15 protein-coding genes are annotated in these 26,689 nt (G+C 41.1%); all 15 read left to right on the forward strand.

Going from position 1 to position 26,689, the window contains the following annotated elements; all coding sequences use genetic code 11:
* Positions 1–214: 214 nt before the first annotated feature.
* The 15 genes from R2R28_RS25525 (at position 215) to R2R28_RS25595 (ending at position 26,614) form a co-directional block, all read left to right on the forward strand.
* Positions 215–2,509, forward strand: a complete 2,295-nt coding sequence (locus tag R2R28_RS25525) for an FAD-dependent oxidoreductase (protein WP_316828483.1) — start codon at positions 215–217, stop codon at positions 2,507–2,509.
* On the forward strand, positions 2,509–4,200 hold the full coding sequence (locus tag R2R28_RS25530; protein WP_316828484.1) for a sodium:solute symporter family protein: 1,692 nt from the start codon (positions 2,509–2,511) through the stop codon (positions 4,198–4,200). Before R2R28_RS25525 ends, R2R28_RS25530 begins: the two co-directional genes overlap by 1 nt.
* A 2-nt stretch (positions 4,201–4,202) precedes the next feature.
* Entirely contained in the window at positions 4,203–5,606 is a 1,404-nt protein-coding gene (locus R2R28_RS25535) for a sialate O-acetylesterase (protein WP_316828485.1), read from the forward strand.
* A gap of 710 nt (positions 5,607–6,316) precedes the next feature.
* Positions 6,317–9,151, forward strand: coding sequence for a SusC/RagA family TonB-linked outer membrane protein (locus R2R28_RS25540; RefSeq protein WP_316828486.1), 2,835 nt, complete (start codon positions 6,317–6,319; stop codon positions 9,149–9,151).
* 2 nt (positions 9,152–9,153) lie between these two features.
* On the forward strand, positions 9,154–10,842 hold the full coding sequence (locus R2R28_RS25545; protein ID WP_316828487.1) for a RagB/SusD family nutrient uptake outer membrane protein: 1,689 nt from the start codon (positions 9,154–9,156) through the stop codon (positions 10,840–10,842).
* 33 nt (positions 10,843–10,875) lie between these two features.
* The gene (locus R2R28_RS25550) at positions 10,876–13,983 is read left to right on the forward strand and encodes a TonB-dependent receptor (RefSeq protein WP_316828488.1); all 3,108 of its coding nucleotides are present in this window, start codon (positions 10,876–10,878) and stop codon (positions 13,981–13,983) included.
* Positions 13,984–13,992: 9 nt separating this feature from the next.
* The gene (locus tag R2R28_RS25555) at positions 13,993–15,744 is read left to right on the forward strand and encodes a RagB/SusD family nutrient uptake outer membrane protein (RefSeq protein WP_316828489.1); all 1,752 of its coding nucleotides are present in this window, start codon (positions 13,993–13,995) and stop codon (positions 15,742–15,744) included.
* A gap of 255 nt (positions 15,745–15,999) precedes the next feature.
* A complete protein-coding gene (locus tag R2R28_RS25560) occupies positions 16,000–17,115 on the forward strand; it encodes an alginate lyase family protein (RefSeq protein ID WP_316828490.1) in 1,116 nt (371 codons plus the stop codon).
* Between the two features lie 85 nt (positions 17,116–17,200).
* Complete coding sequence (locus tag R2R28_RS25565; RefSeq protein WP_316828491.1) at positions 17,201–18,064, forward strand: glycoside hydrolase family 16 protein; 864 nt, start codon at positions 17,201–17,203, stop codon at positions 18,062–18,064.
* 13 nt (positions 18,065–18,077) lie between these two features.
* Positions 18,078–20,282: an alpha-galactosidase gene (locus R2R28_RS25570; protein ID WP_316828492.1), complete on the forward strand. Its 2,205-nt coding sequence runs from the start codon at positions 18,078–18,080 to the stop codon at positions 20,280–20,282.
* 20 nt (positions 20,283–20,302) lie between these two features.
* Positions 20,303–21,454 carry a glycoside hydrolase family 88 protein gene (locus R2R28_RS25575; protein ID WP_316828493.1) on the forward strand — a complete coding sequence of 384 codons (1,152 nt, stop codon included), beginning with the start codon at positions 20,303–20,305 and terminating at the stop codon, positions 21,452–21,454.
* Positions 21,455–21,466: 12 nt separating this feature from the next.
* Positions 21,467–22,384 carry a DUF4886 domain-containing protein gene (locus tag R2R28_RS25580; RefSeq protein WP_316828494.1) on the forward strand — a complete coding sequence of 306 codons (918 nt, stop codon included), beginning with the start codon at positions 21,467–21,469 and terminating at the stop codon, positions 22,382–22,384.
* Between the two features lie 148 nt (positions 22,385–22,532).
* Positions 22,533–24,314: a hypothetical protein gene (locus R2R28_RS25585; RefSeq protein ID WP_316828495.1), complete on the forward strand. Its 1,782-nt coding sequence runs from the start codon at positions 22,533–22,535 to the stop codon at positions 24,312–24,314.
* A 53-nt stretch (positions 24,315–24,367) separates the two neighbouring features.
* On the forward strand, positions 24,368–25,558 hold the full coding sequence (locus tag R2R28_RS25590; protein WP_316828496.1) for a PAS domain-containing sensor histidine kinase: 1,191 nt from the start codon (positions 24,368–24,370) through the stop codon (positions 25,556–25,558).
* A gap of 24 nt (positions 25,559–25,582) precedes the next feature.
* The gene (locus R2R28_RS25595; protein ID WP_316828497.1) at positions 25,583–26,614 is read left to right on the forward strand and encodes a response regulator; all 1,032 of its coding nucleotides are present in this window, start codon (positions 25,583–25,585) and stop codon (positions 26,612–26,614) included.
* Positions 26,615–26,689: the final 75 nt, after the last annotated feature.

Here is a 26,689-nt window from a genome sequence, read left to right on the forward strand (position 1 = left end):
GAAGTTCTTATCTGTTTCACTGTAAAAGCAATATGGGACAAATATCCACGCCGTGTAAAGGGAACGTTCCCAATTTTCGGGAGCGTTCCCATAATATTTTAGCAGGTTTCATCACTCATCCCGGTTTAAAATATAAATATCTTCGAAATCAATTAAAAATTTTGTGGGGTGCTGCCTAACCAAATACAGCACCTGCATATTCGAGAGATATTTCATGAAACGAGAAGAACCATCTTTAAAAAGATATTTAAATCAGGTCGATTTATCCGCTGATCTGGTTGTTGCCGGTGGAGGTTTATCGGGTGTTTGCAGTGCCATTACCGCTGCCAGACAAGGTATAAAAGTTATTTTAGTGCAAGACCGGCCGGTGTTGGGTGGTAATTCATCCAGCGAAGTGCGCCTATGGATCCTTGGTGCCACTTCACACATGGGCAACAATAACCGTTGGGCAAGAGAAGGTGGCGTGATCGATGAACTTTTGGTCGAAAATACCTTTCGTAACCCGGAAGGAAACCCAATGATTTTGGATATGATCTTGTTGGATAAGGTAGTGCAGGAACCTAATATCCACTTATTACTCAATACCGCTGTTCACGGGGTAAATAAAACAAACAACGACACCATCGAATCTCTTCAGGCTTTTTGCAGTCAGAATTCTACTGCTTACCAGTTGGCTGCACCACTTTTTTGCGATGCTACAGGTGATGGGATTGTTGGGTTTCTCTCAGGCGCAGCATTTAGAATGGGCGCAGAGCCTAAAGAAGAGTTTAACGAAGGAATGGCTCCAACCGAAGAATACGGAGAACTCTTGGGTCATTCACTTTACTTTTACAGTAAGGATACCGGAAAACCCGTAAAATTTATCCCACCATCCTTTGCTTTAGATGATATTACCCAAATTCCACGGTTCCGTAACTTTAATGCAAACGAATTTGGTTGTAAATTATGGTGGGTAGAATTTGGCGGACGGTTGGACACGGTACACGATACAGAAAAAATTAAATGGGAACTTTGGAAAGTAGTTTACGGGGTGTGGAATCATATTAAAAATTCCGGAGATTTTCCTGAGGCCGAAAACCTTACCTTAGAGTGGGTGGGTACCATCCCCGGTAAAAGGGAAAGCCGCAGGTTTGAGGGTGATTACATCATGACGCAACAGGATCTGGTAGAGCAGCGTAAACACCATGATGCCATCGCTTTTGGTGGCTGGTCTATCGATTTACATCCCGCTGACGGGGTTTACAGCGAACGCCCGGGCTGTAACCAGTGGCATAGTAAAGGGGTTTTTCAGATTCCATACCGCTCCATTTATAGCAAAAACATCAAAAATTTATTTCTGGCCGGCCGCATCATCAGTGTGAGTCACGTAGCCTTTGGCGCCACCCGTGTAATGGCCACCTGTGGTTACATTGGGCAGGCTGCGGGGATGGCCGCTGTAATGTGTGCCAAAAATGGGTTACAACCAAAAGATTTACTCGATGGCGAAAACCTGCAAAATTTACAACAGAACTTAATCAGAGAAGGGCAGTATATTCCTGAATTTGTATTGGCAGAAGAAAATGATCTTGCACAAAAAGCAGAACTGAGTGCATCAAGTGAATACCGTTTTAATGGTTTTAACGACGTTGATCTCTGGAAATCCTTAGCAATTCCATCAGCGCAAATGTTCCCTTTGAAAGCTGGCAAATTGCCAATATTTAGCGTGCAGCTTAATGCATTGACAGATACTGAAATTGAAGTAGCGTTGAAGATTTCAGGCAAGAAGGGAAACTTTACGCCCGATAAAACAATAGGCCAAAAGAATATCGCAATTAAAAAAGGAAAGCAATTAATCGAAATAGATTTTGATTCCGAAATCAATACAGATGATTATGTATACCTGATGTTTGCCGGTAACCCTGATGTAGAAATGGGTTTTACAGCACAACGTTTAACAGGGGTTTTATCGGTGTTCAATTCGAAAAATAAAGCCGTGTCCAATAATGGAAAACAAGTTCCGCCTGTAGGAACAGGCGTTGATGAATTTGAATTCTGGTGTCCGCAACGCCGCCCCAATGGTGAAAACCTCGCTATCGGCATTTCAAAAGCGCAGCATGTTTTTGCTGTAGAAAACTTGGTAAATGGCATTGATCGGCCCGTTTCTCAACCCAATGCATGGGTTGCAGCATTAAACGATCCGCAACCAGCCGTTAATTTAGCATGGGAAACCGCACAAAGCATCAAAAAAATCGATCTTTGGTTCGATAGTGATTTTGATCACCCGATGGAATCTGTATTAATGACGCATCCCGAAAATATAATGCCTTTCTGCGTGCAGCGTTACATCATTAAAAATGATGCAGGCGAAATCATTTTTGAACAAAAAAATAACCACCAAACGCGTAATCAGATTACTTTTGAAAAAGAAATCGTAACTAAAAATTTAACTATTGAGCTCCAGCATCCCTCAGGAAACATTCCAGCAGCTTTATTCGCTGTTCGTTGCTATGCCGATCAAAACAAGATATAATGGTAAAACTGGATTTTATAGTCATGGGTATTTTTGCCCTGTTAATTTTCGCCATCGGCTTAACCTTTACCCGTGTTGGGAGTAAAAACGGGCAGGCCTTTTTTGAGGCCGGTGGTGAAACTCCCTGGTGGATCAACGGACTTTCATTGTTTATCAGTTATTTCTCGGCAGGTACTTTTGTGGTTTGGGGCTCTATTGCTTATAAATATGGTGTGGTGGCCAACGCCATTCAGTTAACCATGGCTATAAGCGGTTTAATTGTAATGCTTTTTATCGCTGCCAAATGGAAAAAAACTGGGGTTGCCACCGCTGCCGAGTTTATCGGCAAACGTTTTGGCGATAAAGAAAAGCAGTTTTATACCTACATGACTTTGCTTTTAAGTCTGTTTACAACCGCTGCAGTGCTTTACCCCGTGGGTAAAATGGTGCATGTGGCTACAGATTTACCCGTAAATACCTGTATTCTGATCATTGGTTTAATTATCGTGCTCTACACAGCAGCGGGCGGACTTTGGGCTGTTCTGGTTACAGATGTGGTTCAGTTTGTAATCCTCTCCGCGGCTGTTGTTATTGTTATCCCGATTGCCTTTGCCCAGATCGGTGGTTTTGATAACCTGGTTGCAAAAGCCCCGGCACATTTTTTTGAACCCTTTAACGATGACTATACTTATGGTTTTATGCTCGCCTTTATTGTTTACCAAACTTTTTATATTGGTGGTAACTGGTCTTACGTACAGCGTTATACCAGTGTTAAAGATGAAAAGAATTCGAAAAAAGTAGCGGGTATTTTTACCGTCCTTTATTTTGTGAGTCCGGTGATCTGGATGTTACCACCAATGATTTACCGGATCATCAATCCAAATTTGCAAGGGCTGCAAACTGAAGATGCCTATATGATGCTGATCCAGAAAGTAATGCCCGCAGGTTTAATCGGCCTGGTTTTGGCCGGTATGGTTTCAGCCACATCAAGTAAGGCAAATACCACGATCAATATGGCTGCAACGGTTTTTGCACAGGACATCTATAAAAACCTGCTGCGTCCTTCAGCCTCCGAAAAACAGGTAATCTGGATGGCCCGTTTATTTACCCTGATTTTCGGTGTATTGACCATTTTGGTTGCCATGTGGATTCCAAGTGCAGGCGGAATTGTTGAAGTAGTATTAAGTACAGCCTCTATTGCCGGTGGGGCTTTGTTTGCACCCATCATCTGGACACTTTTTTCGAAAAGACAGACCGGTTTATCTGTGGTAACCGTAACCATAAGTTCATTAATAATTAACCTGTTTTTTAAAGTGATCTCACCATCTTTGTTCGAATTAAAATTGAGCCGTACCATGGAAACCGTTTTAGGGGTGGGCATTCCGATTGCATTGTTACTGATTTTTGAATTGTATTATTTAAACCGCGGTTTTGTTGCCGAAAAAGCGGTTAAAATGGAAGAAGACAAACACTTACAGGTAAAAGAAAACTTACCAAAAGACATAGATTCGCATTTCGCAGCCGAAAAACAGAATATATTCGGGATCAGGGTAATTGCAATCTCAATGGCCGTTGTTGGCTTAGGAATTGTTTGTCTGGGTATTTTAGCCAATGTCTACTCCAAAGTAATTGTTGGCGTTGGTGCAGTTATTTTCATTGCCGCATTGGCCATTTATAAAGCAACCACAAATAAAAAAACGATCAAAGGTTAACCATGAAATTACGAAACAGCATTTTATGTATATTTTTTACCTGGGTATTTAATGCGCAGGCAGAAGTTAAACTTCCGGCATTATTTGCCAACGGGATGGTTTTACAACAAAAAACCAATGTAAAAATCTGGGGCTTTTCTACCGGTAAAAAAACGATCAGCATTAAAACTTCCTGGGACCATAAAACTTATCAGGTTAAACCCTTAGCAGATGGAAAGTGGCAAACTTTATTGGCGACGCCTACAGCTGGCGGACCATATTCCATAAACATTGATCAGGAAAATAAAATTGTTTTAAGCGATGTTTTAATCGGCGAGGTGTGGATCTGCTCCGGCCAATCGAATATGGATATGCCGGTGAAAGGTTATGGCGGTTTACCCATTACCAATTCAATGGATATTTTAATGGATGCGCCTAACCCGAATTTAAGGTTGTTCCATGTTGAAAAGGCATTTTCAGCAACACCAAAAACAGATGTTAAAGGAAACTGGGAACAAGCTGATGCCAGCTCGGTAAGTAGTTTTAGTGCGGTTGGTTATCAGTTTGCCAGTTTTTTACAAAAACATTTAGGCGTACCTATCGGCATCATTCAAAGCACCTGGGGCGGCTCGCCAATTGAGGCCTGGACAGATAAAACAGTTGTCGAAAATCTTTTGGGCGATCGGATAAATGCAGATCGGGCCATATCAAAAGCCAATCATCAAACGCCTGGCAATTTGTATAATGCCATGGTTAAACCTTTAATTGGTTACAACATCGCAGGTGTAATCTGGTACCAGGGCGAACAGAACCGGCACAACCATCAGGATTACCTCTCTTTGCAGATGACCATGGTAAATCTATGGCGAAAAGAGTGGGGCATAGGTGCCTGGCCTTTTTATGGGGTACAACTGGCACCCATGGATTATGGTAAAGAACCCACGCTTTCTGTCCCCTTATTAAGAGAGGCGCAATTGAAATTAACTGATACTTTAGAAAACTCGGGTATGGCCATTTCAATCGACGCCGGCGAAGAACACAACATTCATCCTGCAAACAAAACCATTGTAGCGAAAAGACTGGCGTATTTGGCACTGGCTAAAACCTACCATAAACAAGGAATTGCTTTCAGCGGACCAAGGTATCAATCTCTGCATGTTAAACAAGATACGGTGACAGTTAAATTTTCGAATATTCCAATGGGAATGACCGACTACGGCAAAAAAATAACACAGTTCGAAGTTGCAGGCAGTGATAAAATTTTCCATGCGGCAACGGCAAGGATAAAAAATGATAAAGTAATTGTAATCAGTGCCGAAGTTAAGCAGCCTGTGGCCCTAAGATATGCATTTAAGGGTTGGTGTGTTGGCGAACTCTATAGTGTGGAGGGGTTGCCCGCTTCTCCGTTTAGAACAGATAACTGGTAGCCATTGAACGTTAAGTTTGTGAGGCTGTAACTAGATTTGTCATGCTGAGGCATAATTATTTATTTCATAAAAATCAACATTATTGACAGATAGGCTTTAATGCGGTTTATTGGCCGGGAAGAATCGTCATTGCGGGAAAGGCTTTTTCAGCCGACGAAGCAATCTTTATAGTAAGGATCGCTAGCAGGAAAGATTGCTTCGTCGTACCTCCTCGCAATGACGACCATTCTATTGGAGTCTGTCATTGATAGCTTGCCGAATGACCTGTTTGGATTTTTCGGCTACTTGTCCCGATTTTCATCGACAAGCTCTACATGCTAGTATCTGAGCAGGAATTGCCTTTATGATATAACCTCTTTTCTGATTATAGTCACTTAATACCTGATCCTATTTAAAATGTTGTAAGTCTGCTTAACTGTTTTTGTATTGATTATTAGTGGTTTATCGATTTATGAGAACGTTCCCATTTTTTGGGAACGTTCTCATAAAATTTAGTCAGCACATTATAATACCCAAAATCAAAAGCTGAATATCTTTGGTAAACAGATTTCAACCAAATCAAATAACCAAATATTATGAGAGAATTTTACTACAAAAATGTTTCTGCTTTACCTTATTTTTCCGCCAAAATATAAGTGTGTGTAATCGGCCTTTCCAACCGGAAACCAAACGGAACATTATCCCTTTAACTTTTAAAAATTAAACTAACCATGTCGATTTTTATAAAACCATTTATGGCATTGCTATGCTGTCTTTTTATTTTTGCCGGAGGTACAAGCGCGCAGGAAACAACAGTAGTTAAGCCATATAAACAATTAACAAACGATTCCCTGATCAATGATTCATTAAGGAATTTAAAACAGCTTATTTATTTTAATACCCCAAAAAAATTATCAACGGCCTCAACGGCAATGGTACTGGGCAAAGAATTTAATACTACCCCCGTAGTGGCCTATCCTTTAGCACTTACTGGCCGGCTAGCTGGCTTATCTGTCTCACAGGGGAACGGTGAGCCGCTGAACGAAGGTTTTTCGTACCGCTTAAGGGGGCAGAGTCCGCTTATTTTTATTGATGGCATTCCTCGTTCGGTAACAGAAATTAGCATGGAAGAAATCGAATCGGTTACCGTATTAAAAGATGCCGTATCGCTGGCAATGCTGGGCGTTAGAGGTTCCGGTGGCGCCATTTCAATCGTAACCAAAAAAGGAACACCAGGCAAACAGCAGATCAGTTTTACAGGACAGTGGGGCATTCAAAAACCTCTGCAAAACCTCATTTCAAACCCACTTGATGCTTATAACTATGCACAATTGTATAATGAGGCTATTGTAAATGATGGTTTATCCGTTGCCAGCAATGGATTTAGTCAGGCTGCTTTAAATGGTTTTCAATCTGGCAGCAACCCATACCTGTATCCAAATGTCGACTGGAGAGATCAGGTGCTTAAAAATTCGGCAGCAATGGCCCGTTACAATTTAAATACCAGTGGCGGCAATAACTATGTGAGATATTTTATCAACCTCGAACACATCAGCCAGGATGGTTTTTTAAAAACAGGCGATCTGAATAGTAATTACAGCACAAATGCCAGTGTAAAAGGATATTTTATCCGTTCTAATGTAGACGTAAACCTGACCGATAAAATCACGGCTGGAATTTACATTCAGGGAAGGATTTTAAACAAAAATAACCCCGGAAACGCAGCTGCAGACAATATCTTTTCTTCACTCTTAGCCACGCCGAACAGTGCTTATCCGGTATTTAATGCCAATAGCAGTTATGGTGGTTCATCGCAGTTTACCAATAATATCTTGGCACAGAGCATCAGCTCAGGTTATTCTTTAAGTAATACACGTACTGTTTTAACCGATGTTTACCTAAAATATACTTTGGATGATTTAACCAACGGCCTGTGGGTTAAGGCCAGGGCTTCTTTTTTTAGTAACCTGAACGAAAATCTGGTGAGGACCAAATCATTTGCTGTTTTTGAGCCTAGCGGTGTTTTGGGCACAGGCCAAACTACTTACCGCCAGTTTGGTACCAATAGCGAACAGGGCAACACCAACTCGATCGGTTTCCAGAACCGTTCAGATTTTCAGGAATTTTCAGTGGGCTATAACCGAACTTTCAACAAACACGGTTTTGATGCAGTGCTTTTAGCTAACCGGGATAATTTGGTAAATGGCACTAATCTACCTTATACCATCCAGGGGATTTCGGGCCATGTGGCTTATAATTTCGACGAAAAATATCTGGCTGAAGTATCTTTTGCCCAAAATGGTGCCAACCGGTATCCTAACAATGGAGGTTTTAAGTATGGTTTCTTCCCAGCGGCCGGTTTAGGCTGGAACATCAATAAAGAGAATTTTTTGAAAGATTTAGCCTGGTTAAACAACCTTAAACTTTATACTTCTTACGGTAAAAGTGGTAAAAATAACACTGCCTATTATACCTATATGCAGGTTTATAACGCTACACCGGTTTCTTATTTCGGATCGAGCGCCGCTACCGGAACAACGGTTGGAGAATCTTATTTGGCTAACCCGAACCTCACCTGGGAAAAAGCAAAACTCTTCAATGTAGGTTTGGATGCAACTTTATTCAAAAATCAGCTCTCCTTTAACCTCGAATATTATTCAAATGATTACAGTGATTTAAGCATCGTACGTGGAAATAATTCAGGTTTGCTGGGAATCTCTTATCCTGAAGAGAATATTGGCAAGCAACGTTATTACGGATGGGATGCACAAATTAACTGGTCGCAGAAGTTTAGGGATTTTGGTTATTTCATCAACGCAAATGCAAGCCTGCAGAACTCAAAATTAATTTATGCTGCAGAAACCAGTCAGCCTTATGCCTGGATGTACAGAACCGGTCACCCGGTAGGGCAGAACTACGGCTATATTGCTGAAGGATTATTCCAGAATCAACAGGGAATTACAGGTTATCCAACCATCGAGGGCTACACACCACAGCCAGGCGACATAAAATACCGCGACCTTAATGGCGATGGTGTCATCAATCAGTTCGACCAAACCACATTTGGTTCAGAAAAAGCAACTGTTTTTCTTGGTTCGAGAATCGGTTTCAACTTTAAAGGGATCGATTTTAGCGCATTGTTTCAGGGTGTATTAAATCAACAGGTTTACCTCTCCGGAAATTCATACCGTGAGTTTCAAGGCGGAACGGCACAGGCTTACGAAACACAGTTAGGCAGGTGGACACCTACAAATGCAGCTACCGCAACTTATCCAAGGCTTACCACTAGCTCAGGACCCAGAAATGGAGCACAGAATAACTTTGTAAGTTCAACGTACTGGTTGCGGAGTGGAAATTACATCCGCCTAAAAACCATCGAACTGGGTTATACCATTCCGGTTGCTGCCACGAAAAAAATTGGTTTAAAATCAACAAGGATATTCTTAAACGGACTTAACCTCTATACCTGGAGCTCAGACACCTTTAATGGTGCCGATCCTGAAAATTATACCGGAGCCTATCCGATCGGGAAAGTATTTAATGTGGGCGTAAACATTCAATTATAGTTATGAAAAAAATATTGAGTTTATTAATCATAGCGTTGACGATCGTATCGTCATCATGCAAGAAATTTGAAAATGAACCTGAAGAGCGGACAACAGAAACTGATGTTTTCGACCCTGTAGACAAAACCGGAACGCTTTCAACAGCCTATCTTTTGGGGATTTATTCTTTTCTGCCAACAGGATTTAACAGGATCGATGGCGATTTATTAGATGCGGCAACTGATGATGCCGTACCATCTTCGAACCGGTCGGGCATTAGCCTTTTTACCAACGGACAGTTAACTGCGGTTAATTATCCTGATAACAACTGGAGCAACAGTTATACAATCATCCGCCGGTGTAATGTATTTCTGAAAAATATAGGCATTGTTCCGATCGCTGATGCCATCAGGCAGCGGCAGGTTGCTGAGGCGCGTTTTTTACGGGCTTTTGCTTACTTCGAACTGTTAAAACGTTATGGTGGTATTCCACTGGTTGGCGATAAGGTTTTTAATCTCGAAGATGACCTGAACCTTCCCCGTAATACATTTGCCGAATGTGTGGAGTACATTTCGAACGAATGCGATTATACAGCAGCAAACCTGCCCAATGGATCTACCGTTATTGCCGCAGAGTTTGGCAGGGTACCGGCAGAGGCTGCCCTGGCTTTAAAATGCAGATTGTACCTCTATGCCGCGAGTCCGCTTTTTAATGGTGGTGGTGTAGAATCAAATAGTACCTTAAAAGCATTAACGGGTTATGTAAATGCCGACCAAAGCAGGTGGACAGAAGTAATTAAAGCAGCAGAGGCCATTATTGCAAAAGGTTATTACAAACTTCCGGCCGGAACCGGAACAACGGCTTATACTGCAGTTTTTACAACAAAAATTAATACTGATATTATTTTTTCAAAACAATCTGCAAACTCAACCGTAATCGAAAATGCCAATGCGCCAGTAGGTTATGTAGCGCCAACTACAAGTAACGGCCGTACCAGTCCGACACAAAATCTGGTGAATGCCTTTCCAAATTTAAATGGCTCGGCTTATACCGGAACGCAGGTTGCAGCCACCCAGTATGATAACCGCGATCCAAGGTTAAAAGCAATCATCTTTTACAACACCGTTGCATGGCTGGGCCGGCCGGTGCAAACTTTCGAAGGTGGTTTGGATAAACCCAATCAGGCCTTTAAAACACAAACCAGAACTTCTTATTACTTAAGAAAGTTTATGGCCGATTTTTCTACTTCAACAACCTATTCCAATCAAAGCCACAACTTTCCTTATTTCAGGTTTGCAGAGGTTTTGCTGAATTATGCCGAAGCTTTAAATGAGGTTAACCGGGTTGAGGATGCCGTTAAACAGCTTATTTTAATCAGGGCAAGGGCAGGGATTACTGCAGGTACTGGTAACCGTTATGGCATTAGTGTAGGCATTACGCAGGAGCAACTGAGGGATTTGATCAGAAACGAACGCAGAATTGAGCTTTGTTTTGAAGAACACCGTTTCTTCGATCTCCGCCGCTGGAAATTAGGATCAGCTTTAACCGGAAGCTTTCAGGGTTTAAAAATCACCCAAACTGGAACGGCTAATAATTACGAGCTCCAAAATGTAAGCGATAATGTTTTCAGCAACAAATATTATCACATGCCGATTCCTTACACCGAGATTACCAAAAACAACAGGTTATTACAAAACGAGGGCTATTACTAATATCCGCATGGTTTAATTTTTTAAAATAACGAAATGAGAAAATATATATACATGTTAAGTGTGTTTCTTTTGGTGCTCAGCTTTTCGGCCATGGCACAAAAAAGAGAAATTACTGGCCAGGTGAGCGATAAGGGTGGTGCTTTGCCCGGGGTAACCATAATCGATAAAACCAACCCGAAAAATGGAGCCTTAACCGATGCAAATGGCAGGTTCAGGTTGTCTGTTGAAGGCAACGTAATTACCCTTAAAATGGTAGGTTACACCACAAAAGAGGTTTCTGTGCAGGGCATTAGCAATGTTACGGTAACCTTAAACGAAAACCAGACAGATTTAGACGACGTGGTGATTGTGGGTTTTGGAGAAAAAAAGAAACTTACCTTAACAGGTGCCGTAAGTGCAATAAGTGGTAAGGATATTAAACAAAGCCCATCACCAAGTTTGCAGAATACACTTGCCGGTAGGGTAACAGGTTTTAGCAGTCAGCAACGTTCTGGCCAGCCGGGTAGAGATGGTGCTAGCTTTAATGTACGTGGGGTAGGTTCTTATGTGGGCAATAACAATCCGCTTATTTTAGTGGATGATATTGAGTTTACTTATGATCAGTTTTCGTCCCTTAATGCGAATGAAGTGGAGTCGGTAAGTATTTTGAAAGATGCCTCTACTACATCAATTTATGGTATAAAAGGCGCAAATGGGGTAATTTTGGTCACCACTGTACGCGGTAAAGTAGGTAAACCGCAGATTACTTTTCAGGCAGAATATGGTTTAAACCAGTTGACCAGAAGGCCGGAGTATTTAGATGCTTATCAATCTGCGTCGATTATTAACCAGGGAGAGATCAATACAAACGCCCTTAATCCCAACCCAAGTTTTGTACGCACATTTTCTGATCAGGATTTAGAACTTTACCGGAACGGAACAGATCCATACGGGCACCCAAACAACGATTGGACCAATATTTTACTTAAAAAGTTTGCACCACAGTTTCGCGGCAATTTTGATATTACTGGGGGTACCGAAAAAGCTAAATACTTTGTTTCTATAGGTTACCTGAACCAGGGCGGTCAGCTAAAAGATTATAGTGCCGATTTAAACAGCGCATTTTATTACAAACGTTACAATTACCGTTCAAATGTGGATGTTAAATTGACCAAAACGCTCGATGTTAAATTCGATTTATTCGGAAATGTTGATGAACTGAACAGCAACAACGCCAGTGCAAACAGTTTATTCAGCGATTTAGGGCGTACTGCAGAAACTGCGCCCTTTAATTATCCCATTTATAATCCCGATGGAAGTTTGGGTTACAGCTTGTGGCAAAGAAATTCTTCAGGCAGAAACAATAATAACCTCATTGGCAGGTTAATGTATAATGGTTATTCACGTAATTATTCAAATAATATCAATTTAGCTTCATCGGCCGTTCAGAAGCTTGATTTTATCACCAAAGGCCTTTCCGTAAAAGGAACGCTTGCCTACCGCAATCTTTATGCCTATACACGTAATTTACAACGCCCTACAAGCGGTACAGGTTTTATTTCCTATATCTACGATCCGGTAACCGGTGCTTACAATTTTGGGCAGCGTGATAATGTATACAGGCTCAGTATCCCTACACTTACTTCACCTGCCAGTAGTACCAATAGCTCGCTCACCCTGCAGGCCATTTTAAACTATAACCGTTCATTTGGCAATCACAACGTTACGGGTTTGGTTTTGTACAATCAAAACAGCAAAACTTACCAGAACAATGCTGATGGAAACCGCTACAACTTTATCCCTGAAAACTTTAGGGGATATACTGCAAGATTGGGTTATGATTATAAACAGAAGTATATTTTGGAGGTAAGTGGCGCCTACAACGGTACCGATCGTTTTGCGGTTGGCAAAAGATTGGGGTTCTTCCCGGCAGGATCGGTAGGATGGAATATTGCTGAAGAAAAGGTTTTTAAAGATAATATTAAGTTTATTGATCTTTTTAAAGCCCGTGCTTCCTATGGTTTGGTGGGTGCTGATGGAACAGGCGGAACCTACGCATACCTGCAATCATATACCGCTGGTACCGGGACCGGACTTTTCGGTTTAGCAACCAACAATGCTTATGGCCTGGCCACTGAGGGTACTTTAGGCAATGATCAGGTAACCTGGGAGAAAGAAAAGAAACTGGATATCGGTCTTGATATCGCGCTGTTCAAACGTAAATTCACGGCATCGTTTGATTATTTTAACAATAACCGGTACGATATTTTGACCACCAGGGGGACGGTTTCGGCAGTTTTCGGCCAGAATTTACCGCCGGTTAACTTAGGAAAGGTAAATAATAAAGGTTTCGAGGTTGAGTTCGGTTTCAACAATAATATCGGTACCGATTGGCGATATTCTGTGCGTGGAACTTACTCATTGGCAAAAAATAAGATCGTTTTCGCCGATGAAGCGATCCAGAATTATGAATACCAGACCTTAACGGGCCAATCAATTGGTTCGGTATTAAAATACAGCTGGACGGGTGAATTTTACAGTGTCGAGGATATTGCAAACCCGGCCGTTCCAAAACCGATTATCGGTGGCCGTCCAGGCGATTTGAAATATAAAGATTTAAATGCCGATGGGGTAATTGATGCCAGTGACCGATCGTATTTTGGGTATACCAATTTGCCTACCACCACACTGGGATTAACTTTGGGTGCATCCTATAAAAACTTCAGCCTTACGGTATTGTTCCAGGGGGCTACAAATTTTGTGGCCAGTGCGCAGGGTGCAGTTATCCACCACAATGCAAGTAAGGCTTTGCCGATCCACTTAGAACATTGGACACCCGAACTTGGCAACAATGCAAAATATCCTCAGTTGTATACCACGGCTTTAAGTCAGAGCCCACGCGATTTTTATTCTGATTTCTGGGCAATCCCGGCTGATTATGTAAGATTGAAAACGGCAGAAATCAGTTATACCGCAGGTCCGAAATTGTTAAGCAAATTAAGGTTGAAAGGCTTAAGGCTTTATACCAACGGATATAATTTATTTACCTGGACTAAGCTGGATAAACTTTATAACCTGGATCCGGAGGTATTGGAATCAGCAGCTGATCTACCTTACCCACCGACAAGAATTTTAAATTTTGGGATTAACGTTACTTTTTAATTGAGTGATATGAAAAAGATAATTACAATACTGCTACTTGCAACGGTTATATTTTCGTGTAAAAAATCCAGCTTTCTGGATGATAAAACCAATGGGCTTACCGAAGATGCTGTTTTTACAGATAGTATCCAGACCATCAATTTTTTGAACAGGATTTATGTTGATGCCGGTTACAGCTTTGGTCCATCTCGTTTTAACTCTGCCGGCGGAACTGGCAATACAGAATTGGCTACCGATAATGCAGAGGGCAACAATAACCTTTCGGTTTGGGCAGATTCTTATGTTCAGGGCGTAATCGGGCCAAATAACGTTTCTACTAACTTTGCCACCGATAAAGATTTCTGGACAACACCCTATAAAAATATCCGCCGGATTAATTTATTGCTTTCTAAACTGCCCGATGCACCTTTAAGTGCCGCAATGAAGAACAGGATGCGCGGCGAGGCCCGTTTTTTAAGGGCATACTTTTATCATTATATGATTGTGGCATTTGGCGGTGTTCCGGTTATCGAAGACCAGGTTTTTGGAATCAACGACATCATTAATCTTCCAAGAAACAATTTTAGCGATTGTGTAAACTACATCACTTCAGAACTTGATGCTGCTGCCACAGAACTTTCTACTGTGGTTTATAAAGATATCGATTATGGAAGAGTAACCCGTGGTGCCTGTCTGGCGCTGAAATCGAGGGTTTTGCTGTATGCGGCAAGTCCTTTGTTTAATGGTGGCGCAATAACAACCAGTCCGGCATTACTTCCATTGGTTGGTTATCCGTCTACCGATAATAACCGTTGGATGGCTGCTGCAAATGCTGCAGAGGCCCTGATCAATACCGGATTATACTCCCTCAATGTAGATAATGTAACCAGGCCCGGAAACGGTTTTTACCAGTTGTTTTTAAAACGGGTAAACAGTGAGTATATTTTTGCCTATAACCGCCCTGCACAAAAAGAGTTCGAAACTTTTTACCTGCCGCCAACCAGATCGGGGAGCAGTGTAATGAAACCTACGCAGAGTTTGGCAGAGGCTTTCCCCATGCGCGATGGCAAATCGATTAAAGAAAGTAGTGCCTTTAATGCAAACGACCCTTATGTAAACCGCGATCCCCGTTTCGAGTTTTCGATGATTTACAATGGTCTATCTTATATCAGCAATACGGGCGTAAAAACACAGGTGTTTACTTACACCAGTACAGGCTCTGCAATTGCCAATGCCACATCTGATGCTTATACGCCGCAAAATAAGTTTACCGGTTATTTCTCCCGTAAAATGCTTGACGAAAACTTAACCAATGCAAGTTCAGGTACAACAGAAAGAGCCTGGCCATTAATTCGTTATGCCGAAATTCTGCTCAATTATGCAGAGGCCATAACCGAAGCTGGCCAGCCAGAGAAAGCTTATGATAAATTGAAACTCTTACGCGAACGTGCGGGTATTTTACCGGGAGCAGATGGCTTGTACGGTTTAAAAGCCAATATGACCGTTGCCGAAATGCGCGAAGTGGTACGTAACGAACGTCGTATTGAGCTTGCTTTTGAAGATCACCGTTGGAACGATATCAGAAGATGGAAAATTGCATCAACCGTTTTAAAAGGCTTTAACAGCGTTGATATAATCACCAGAAGTGCAACCAATACCTACAAACATACCATTGGTACAGCACCACGACCCTTAAATTTCAGGGATGCGATGTATCTTTTGCCTTTGCCATTGGCCGAGATCCAAAAAATGCCCTTGATGTTGCAAAACCCGGGATATTAACGCATATCCTCCCTCAGGATATATTTTAACTCAAAACTCCATTTCTAGCCCGAAAGTGCAAACTTTCGGGCTTATTTATGTTAAAACTATTCAGTTTGGAAACGTTCCCATTCTTTGGGAACGTTTCCATTTAATATGTATGCCATAACATGCCTAGTTTTAAATGAACAGGCATTATCTTCGAAAGATCGATTCTGGATTGAGATATTAACAGGTTCTCATTCAAAATCGTAATTTAACCAAATAGCAACACCAATGAACAAGCTTAAATCAAACCTAATTTTTTCCCTTGTCTTATGCCTGATATCCTGGCTCAGCTTCCAGAATAATCTTTATGCCAGCGATAATCCCGGTGGCATGCATCCGCAAAAGCAGCTCGATTTTGTTAAAAAACAGATCAAAAATAAAAAAGAACCTTTTTTAACCGCCTTTAAAGCACTTATTGTTAAAGCAGATTCAGCATTGCTGGTTAACCAGCATGCGGTTGAGGATTTTAGTATTCCGGGGTTTTATGCTGATAAGGAGGGACACCGCAGAACATCCCTGGCCTTGCAGGTTGATGGTTTTTCTGCCTATAGCTGTGCCTTGGCCTATCAGTTAACGGGCAAAACTAAGTATGCGGTTAAAGCCATTTATTTTTTGAATTCATGGGCAACTATCAATAAAAAATATTCCCTGTTAGATGGTTCTTTGGTGATGTCGTACTCTGGAACAACCATGATGATGGCAGCAGAACTGCTAAAAAACAATAAAAACTGGAAAGCTGCAGATCGTGAACAGTTTACCCAATGGACAAAAAATGTTTTCCGCCACGCGGCCAACAGCATCCGTTACCGAAATAATAATTCGGGCGATTGGTCGAGGTTGGCTTCTTTATTGGCCGATGTTTATTTAAATGATCAGGAAGATTTTCAAAAAAACGTTGAAATGATCAAAAACGAATTATTTAAACAGATTGCACCTGATGGGCACATGGTTGAAGAAGTGAAACGTCAGGGAAATGGTATCTGGTACACCTATTTTTCGCTGGCGCCGATCTCTGCATCATTCTGGGTAATTTATAACCAGACCGGCGAAAATCTTTATGCCCTCGAAAAAGATGGTGCTTCGGTAAAAAAAGCGCTCGATTACCTGCTTTATTATAATCAGCATCCTGCAGAGTGGACCTGGTTTAAAAACCCGGTTACAGGTAATAAAGACACCGAAACAGGTTTCTGGCCGGCAAATCTGCTCGAAGCCATGAACGGTATTTACCACAGCAAAGATTTTGAAGCTTTTGTTGCCCCACACAGACCAATTATTTATCCACGCCACGATTATGCCTGGACTTATCCCACATTATTTCCGCTAAGCTTAACGGGTTACAAATAAAACCTGTTTACAAACATCAATTATATCATTGGCATAACAACTACTTATGTAAGAGGCTGTTTTGCTCGCCATATTTAAAATTATTATGAAAAAATATTCATTAAGGTATCTGCTCGTTTTTTGCAGTTTACCCTTTACAATCTCCTCATTTGCCCAAAAACAAAATCATATTAAACCGCCTAAATTAGAAAGCGATGGTTATAAAATGGTCTGGAAAGAAGAATTTAACTACAAGGGAGCTCCAGATAAATCAAAATGGACTTACGAACGCGGTTTCGAGCGCAATGATGAATTTCAATGGTACCAGGAAGACAATGCCTGGTGCGAAAATGGCAACCTTGTTCTGGAAGCGAGAAGAGAAACTAAAACCAACCCAAATTTTGTAGAGGGAAGTAACGACTGGAAGAAAAACAGAAAACAGGCAGAATATACTTCTTCGAGTATTAAAACACAGGGTTTACACAGCTGGCTTTACGGCCGTTTTGTAATGCGTGGTAAAATCGATATCCGTGAGGGGATCTGGCCTGCATGGTGGACATTAGGTACAAAAGGTACCTGGCCAGCTACCGGCGAAATTGACATCATGGAATATTACCGCAAAAAACTTTTGGCCAATATTGCTTACATGGGCGAAAATAAAAAGGACGCATGGTTTAGCATCGAAAAAAATATCGATTCGCTTGGCGGCAAAGCCTGGGCAGATAAATTTCATACCTGGCGCATGGACTGGGACGAAAACAGCATTGCACTATATGTGGATGATCAATTGCTGAATAAGGTTGAAATGGACAAACTGGTGAACCAGAATGGAACGGGTATTAATCCGTTTAAACAGCCTCATTACATGTTGCTTGATTTAGCGATCGGCGGAAAACAGGGTGGAGATCCATCTAAAACAAGCTTTCCGGCGAGGTTCGAGGTAGATTACATCAGGGTTTATCAAAAATAAAATATAAACCAGTATGATGATCAATCAATTACTAAAACTTAAAAAATTACCAGCCTTTCTTTTAGCCTTATTCATTGTTTTTGGTGTTAAGGCACAATCTATCCTAATTCCGATTGAAAGCAAAAACAACGCAATCGTTTTAAAAGCCGATAAAGGCAGTGTTCCTCGTATGGTTTATTTTGGAAGAAAGCTGGGCAATAAAGAAGAATATAATAAAATAGCAGCTTTATATCAGCAGGGCGATGATTATTCGGGTATTTTAAATGCTGCCTATACCGCCTCGGGATCACAAAACCTGGTTGAACCCGCTTTAACTGTCGTCCATGCCGATGGAAATACTTCGCTTGACCTCCATTATGTCGGCCATGAAACCAAGGTGCTGGAAAACAATATTTTTTTAACCACAGTGCAGTTAAAAGATCCGGTATATCCATTTGAGGTAACCCTGAATTACAAGGTATATGCCAATGAAGATGTTGTTGAGCAGTGGATCACCATCAGGCACAGTGAAAAGAAACCGGTTAGGCTTGATAAGTATGCATCGGCCAATCTATACCTCAAAGGAAAAGGGTTTTGGCTAAAACAATACCATGGCGATTGGGCGAAAGAAATGCAGCCGGAAGAAACTAAACTCACCCATGGTATTAAGGTTTTAGATAGTAAACTGGGCACCAGGGCACACCTTTATCAGCCACCAACTTTTATGCTTTCGTTAAACGAACCGGCCGGAGAAGATCATGGCGATGTATTGTATGGCAGTGTGGAATGGTCGGGTAATTTCAGGGTAGATATGGAGTTGGATCCGCTGAATAACCTGCGCATTATTGCCGGGGCAAATAACCATGCTTCTGCTTATGAGTTAAAGCCAAATACCGATTTTACCACCCCTGCATTTTTATTTACCTTTTCTGATATGGGAAAAGGCGATGCAAGCCGTAAACTGCAGAACTGGGCCAGAAACTATCGGATTTTAGATGGAAATGGCTCCCGGTTAACCCTTTTGAATAATTGGGAAGCCACCTTTTTCGATTTTAACGAGCAAAAGTTAGCGCGCTTGTTAGGTGATACCAAAAACCTGGGAGTTGATCTTTTTTTACTGGATGATGGCTGGTTTGGCAACAAATATCCCCGAAACAGCGATAATGCGGCATTGGGCGATTGGCAGGAAAATAAGAAAAAATTACCGAATGGTATAAGTGCACTGGTAAAGGAGGCCGGCGCAAACGGCGTTAAGTTTGGTGTTTGGCTAGAGCCCGAAATGGTAAGCCCTAAGAGCGAACTTTATGAAAAACATCCCGACTGGGTAATTAAACAACCCCAGCGCCCCGAAAAATTATACCGGAACCAGTTGGTTTTAGACCTCAGCAATCCAAAAGTACAGGATTTTGTTTACAGTATTGTTGATGGTCTGTTTACCAAAAATCCTGATCTGGCTTATATTAAATGGGATTGTAATGCGGTCATTTACAATGCCTATTCCAGTCATTTAAATAACCAGAGCCATCTTTATCTGGAGTATGTGAAAGGTTTATACCAGGTTCTGGAAAAAATTAGGGCCAAATACCCAAAAGTGCCCATGATGTTGTGTTCTGGCGGTGGTGGCAGGGTAGACTATGCCGCTTTAAAATATTTCACGGAGTTTTGGCCCAGCGATAATACCGACCCAATGGAAAGAATTTTTATCCAGTGGGAATATTCTTACTTTTTTCCGGCCATTGCCAGTGCAAACCATGTTACCGATTGGGGCAAACAAAGCCTTAAATTTAAAACCGATGTAGCCATGATGGGTAAATTGGGTTTTGATATCGATATTGCCAAACTTGATGAAAAAGAACTTAAATTTTGTCAGCAGGCAGTTGCTTCCTACAATGGAATTAAAGAGCTGGTATGGCATGGCGATCAGTACCGTTTATCAGATCCATGGCAAAATGATGTTGCTTCGGTGATGTACACCAATACCGATAAATCAACCGGTGTGCTGTTTAATTATCTGGTTAATAACCGTTATGATAAAGGCTCAAAAGAGCCGGTTAAATTAAAAGGTTTAGATGCTGCAAAACAGTATAAACTTTCTGAAATTAACCTTTATCCCGAAACTAAAAGCAATATCAATAGTGAAAGCACTTATTCCGGCGAGTTTTTGATGATGATTGGGTTTAATCCAAAAATAAACGCAAACCGCAAAAGCGTCGTTATAAAAATTGAAGAAGTAAAATAGTAATATAAAATACCTTACAAATGAATTATCCAAAGATAAAACTGATATTTTTTGCCACTGTAATCCTGTGTATAACCTGGCTTACAGGTTTTTCCAGGGTTGCCATTGATAGCAGGGATTCATCTTTTAAAACCGAAGATATTTCCAGAATAATGAAACGTGTGGCCGACTGGCAAATTAATGCCTGGAATACAAAGGGGTTTAGTCACCGCAAAGCAGATTGGACCAATGGAGCCTGTTATACCGGTATTTTTGCTTACGGAAACATGAAAGGCAATGAAAAATACCTTAAAACATTAGTCAATATAGGGAATGATGTTGGCTGGAACACGGGGCACATTCGCTTTTATGCAGATGATTATTGTGTGGGGCAAACCTATGCGCAGTTATACAGCAAATACAAAGAAAAGAAAATGATCGCGCCTTTTAGGCTTTTGGCCGATAGTATCGTGGCTGCCCCGCATGACGAACCCCTGAATTGGAAAAACAATATCCATAAAAGGGAATGGGCATGGTGCGATGCACTTTTTATGGCACCACCATCTTTAGCCTATTTGAGTACAGCAACCGGAGATCAGAAATACCTGGATATGGCCAGTAAACTCTGGTGGAAAACCACTGATTTTTTATACGATCCATCTGAAAAACTCTATTTCAGAGACGAAAGTTATTTCGATAAAAAAGAAAAAAACGGCGCCAAAGTGTTTTGGTCGAGGGGAAATGGCTGGGTACTTGGTGGTTTGGTACGTGTATTAGAAAATATGCCCAAAAACCATCCGGACAGAGCTAAATTTATAAAACTATATAAAGACATGGTTGGCCGTATTGCCGGCCTGCAACAGCCTGATGGCAGTTGGCATGCCTCTTTGTTAGATCCTGCCAGTTTCCCAATCAAAGAAATGAGCGGAACCGGTTTCTTTTGTTATGCCATGGCCTGGGGGCTTAACCAGGGTTTGCTGGATGAAAAAACTTATTTGCCCGTGGTTAAAAAATCATGGGTAGCATTAACTTCTGCCGTTCATGAAGATGGTAAATTAGGTTATGTACAGGCCATTGGTGCCAGTCCTGATAAGGTAGATGCAAATAGTACAGAAGTTTATGGAGTAGGTGCTTTTTTACTTTCAGGCGTTGAAATTTATAAATACCTAAAAACCCATCCCAAAACCCGTTAAAAAAAACAGACGATGAAAAAGCAACACTTCTTAAAGTTTAAAAGTAGCCGATTACTATTTTTTCTGTTGGTTCTTAGCTTAAATGCTTTTGGCCTGGCCGATCAAAATACCTTACGTTTATTTGTGATTGGAAACAGCTTTTCGCAAAATGCGACCACTTTTTTGCCTCAAATGGCTAAAGAAAAAGGTAAAACCTTAGTTATTGGCAGGGCAGAACTGGGCGGACACTCGTTAGAACAACATTGGAGTTATGTAGAAAAATACGAAAAGGATTCAACCGATGCCAAAGGGAAACCTTACGGGGGTAAATCGCTAAAAATGTTACTATCTACAGGTACCTGGGATGTGGTTACCATTCAGCAGTATTCCTATCTTTCTGGCGATTCATCGAGCTACAATCCCTACGCACAAAAACTTGTTAATTATATCCGGAAACTTCAGCCGAAGGCAGAAATTGTTATTCATCAAACCTGGGCCTACCGTGCTGATGCAAAGAAATTTGGAAGAATTGATCACGAGCAACTGGCTCAAAACCAGCAGGAAATGTGGCAAAAATCCCGTGTGGCTTACCATCATCTCGCTAAACAGTTTAATGCAAGGATTTTGCCTGTTGGAGATGCATTCGAAATGGTTGCGACCAATAAAAAATACGGGTATAAAAAAGATACAAATTTCGATTTCGAACATCCGGTTGAACCAAACCTACCTAACCAAAACAATTCAATCAATGTTGGTTATTTCTGGAATAAACAGGAACTGGGATTTGATCCCAATCATGCCAACGATGCCGGAAAGTATTTAGGCGGTTTAATCTGGTATAGTTTGCTTTTTAACGAATCGCCCAAAAAAATCAATTTTAAACCAACAACTGTTACTGACGATTTTGCCCGATTCCTTAAGTTGGTGGCAGCTAAGACTACGAAGAAATAATCAACTCAACAATGGCAAAAAAAAATGATCCTGATCATTTTTTGGTTTGACGTGTATCATCACTACATCAATTAAACCAGGGTAGTTTTGCGTTATAAATTATTTAGCCTTTCAGCATACCGAAAGTTGCTTTACATAACGAAATACAATGCCACATTCATTCCATATTCCTGTTTTGGGCCTCGGTTATTCCATTGATACACCACTAAAAGTTGCCAGGTATGGCATTTCTTCTGTACTTTCTATTGTTGATGATGAGCTTGTAGAACGTATGCGGGCATATCACTCAAAAAACAGGTCAGTTTTTTTCGAACCAATTTTAAAAAGTGAAAACGAAAGCCGTAGCAGGCGTATTACTGCATACCTCAACTTTTTATCTCAATGTATCACCGAAGATTTTAAAGCCTTAAAACATCAAGATTTTACCAAAGGCAGCGACATTTGCCGTTATTTCGAACTTTTGCCGGATCATTCAAAGTTAAAACACGGTTACGAGCTGATGATGGAGTATCCGGAAGGAGAAGCCAAACAAACATTTAAAGATGTATTGAAAAACGCCATGCGAGTGGGATCGATTGATGTTAACATTATGGCAAAGGTAGATAAGATGAACTACGTGGATGGCGAATATTCGGGCGATATCAATACCGATGCATTAGCTGCCTTACGGGGTTTTGCAGAAAGCAAACTCTGCGCTTCGGTGGTACTTTCTGCAGGCATGAATCCAAAATTATACAGCTACATGGAAAATTTTGCAGATTTTTTTCCGGGTGAAAAAGGAGATCTGAAAAAGAAAATTATTTTAAAGGTGAGCGATTTCAGGTCTGCATTGATTCAGGCGAAATTTTTAGCCAAAAAAGGACTATGGGTGTCAGAATTCAGGATAGAATCTGGTTTAAATTGTGGTGGCCACGCATTTGCTACAGAAGGCTATTTGCTTGGGCCAATCCTCGAAGAATTTAAAGCTAAAAAAGGCGATATGTACCTCGAGCTTTTTAAAGTATACGAGTTGGCACTGTTGCAAAAAGAAATTCCTGTTATAAAACAGCCCGTACAACGAATTACAGCACAAGGAGGCATAGGAACTGCCGCTGAACATCAATTTCTACTCAAACATTACCACCTTGACGGGGCAGGCTGGGGAAGTCCTTTTTTATTGGTACCCGAAGTGACCAATGTTGATGCTGCTACGCTGGCCCGTTTGGCTGATGCGAAAGAGAGCGATTTTTATTTAAGCAACTCCTCGCCATTGGGCATCCGTTTTAATAATTTTAAAAACAGCACAATAGAAAACCAGCGTACCGAACGGATGGAAAAGGGGAGGCCTGGAAGTCCCTGTACCAAAAAATACCTTTGCAACAATACCGAGTTTACCGAACAGGCCATCTGCACCGCTTCACGCGAATATCAATACCTAAAAATTAAAAGCCTTAAAATAGCCGGCCTGCCGGTTGAAGAATACCAGAAACAATTTGATGTGGTTACGCAAAAGGTTTGCCTTTGCGAAGGACTTTGCTCATCTACATACTTAAAATATAATATCCTTAAACCGAAAGAAAATTCTGCTGTAGCCATTTGCCCGGGACCAAACCTGGCCTATTTTTCTGATGTATATTCATTTGATGACATGGTTGGCCACATTTATGGAAAAATTAACCTGTTGGAGCGCGTAGAAAGGCCACACGTTTTTATCAAAGAACTTAACCTTTATATCGATTACCTGCAGGAAGATATCAAACACCAGCTACGGAATTTTAGCGATAAAAAGATGAAACAGTTAAATGGATTTAAACAGCAACTGGTTGAAGGAATCGGTTATTATAAAAATCTTTTTAACGGAATCACCGATCAGGCAGCTGATGAATTAAGAAATGTATATGAACAGCTGGCAAGTTCAGAAAATAGGCTCGAGGCACTGATTGTTGGATAAGAAAACATCGGTAATAACTTTTTTTATCTTTACAGCGATATACTTAAAGCATAATGGATAGGTCGAAATTTTTGGATGCAATTATTGAAAACGCTATTGATGGCATTATTACCATTGATGACCGCGGGTTGATAGAACATTTAAACCCTGCTGCTCTTGAGCTTTTCGGCTACGAAAAGGAGGAACTGGTGGGGAAGAATATTTCGGTTTTAATGCCAGAACCAGACCAATCGCGCCATGATGGATACCTGTCGAGATATGAACATACCGGGCAAAAACACATTATCGGCATCGGGAGAGAGGTTTCGGGCAAACGTAAGGATGGTTCCGTGTTTCCATTCAGGCTGGGCGTGAGCGAAATTAAGTTTAGCGACCGTAAAATCTACACTGGTTTTATCCACGATTTAAGCAAAGAAAAAGCCAGCGAAGAACAGATTAAAAGTTATACCGAAAAACTGGAGGTTAAGATTAAAGAGCGTACCCGGGACCTGGTTAAACTGGTATCCGAACTGGAGATGGCCAAAGAAAATATGAGGGCACTTTTTCAAAAGGAAAAGGAACTCAACCAGCTCAAAACAAGGTTTGTTTCCATGGCTTCGCACGAGTTTAGAACACCTTTAAGTTCAATCCAGTTATCTGCATCGCTAATTGATAAATATACCACCAAACAGGATGTAGCGAGTGTAGAAAAACATACTCAGAAAATTAAAAACTCGATTAATAACCTCACTACCATCCTGAACGACTTCCTTTCGCTCGAGAAACTGGAAGCCGGAAAAGTAGAAGCCTCGGCACAACTGTTTAATATCATCAGCTTTGCTGAAGAAATAACTGAAGAAATGCAGATGATGACCAAACAGAACCAGCACATTATTTACGAGCATACCGGAACTACCGCCCAGGTATATCTCGATCCTAATCTGTTAAAAAATTGTATCATCAACTTGATTTCCAATTCGATAAAATACTCTGGTGAGGATACACTCATCCAGTTTAGTTCCATTTTAAAGGATGATGAACTGGTTCTGGAGGTGAAAGACAATGGGATTGGTATCCCCGAGGCCGATCAGGGTAACCTGTTTGAGCCATTTTTCAGGGCACACAATACCGGCGATATTCCGGGTACAGGCCTTGGCCTCAACATTGTAAAAAGATACGTTGGCCTGATGAATGGCACAGTAAGCTGCAACAGCGAGCAACATGCGGGTACCGTGTTTATCCTAAGCTTTCCATTTAAAAAATAACCTTAATTTTTTAAGCTTCATTCTATGAACAAAAAAGTCTTAATTATTGAAGATAATGATGATATAAGAGAAAGTACCGCTGAGGTGCTTGATTTGGCCGGTTATAAAACCTTTACCGCTAAACACGGAAAAATTGGGGTAGAAATGGCTATCAATCATCTGCCGGATGTGATTTTATGCGATATTATGATGCCCGAACTGGATGGATATGGTGTTTTGTACCTGTTGAATAAAAATCCTAAAACCGTTAACATCCCCTTTATTTTTATTACCGCAAAAACAGAGCGGGCCGATATGAGAAAAGGGATGGAAATGGGTGCTGATGATTACCTCACCAAACCATTCGATGATACAGAACTTTTTAAAGCGATAGAAAGCCGGTTTAAGAAAAAACAACAAGCTACAGGGTTTAGTTCCATAGAAAGCAGTGGCGAAGTCGTGATCGAAGAATTACGCAAAAAAGGTAAACCGCGTACAGTAAACAGCAAGCAGGTAATTTATATTGAAGGCGATGAGCCAACACACCTCTATTACGTTACCAAAGGACAGGTAAAAACTTACAAACGTTTTAAAGATGGCCGCGAACTTTCTTCGGGCCTTTACCACGACGGCGATTTTTTTGGTTACGAAAGTTTATGCAATGGTGAGCTTTATGCAGAAAATGCAGCAACCTTAACCGAATCAGAAATTATCCATATCCCCAAAGCAGATTTTATGGAATACCTGCTCAGTCACCAGGCGGTATCTAAAATATTTATTGGTTTACTATCAGGAAATGTGCGCGATAAAGGCAGGCAAATGCTTCAGCTGGCCTATTCATCGGTTAGAAAACGGGTGGCAGAAGCCTTGCTGCAGGTGGCAACAAAATTTGGTGACGGTACTGCTGATAGTTGCACCATCAGGATATCGAGAGATGATTTGGCAGCACTTGTAGGTACAGCCAGTGAGACCGTAAGCAGGATGCTCGCTGATTTTAAAGATGAAAAACTCATCGATAAAACCGGGAACGCCATTAATATACTTTCTTTAGAGAAACTTAAGAATATTAAACAGTAATGGATTGGTTCATTAGTTCATTGCTCATTCGACTCAGGACTATGGACTATGGACTCAAAAAAACCTATCCCAGGC

The organism is Pedobacter miscanthi (assembly GCF_032678605.1).
Classification (GTDB): Bacteria; Bacteroidota; Bacteroidia; order Sphingobacteriales; family Sphingobacteriaceae; genus Pedobacter; species Pedobacter miscanthi_A.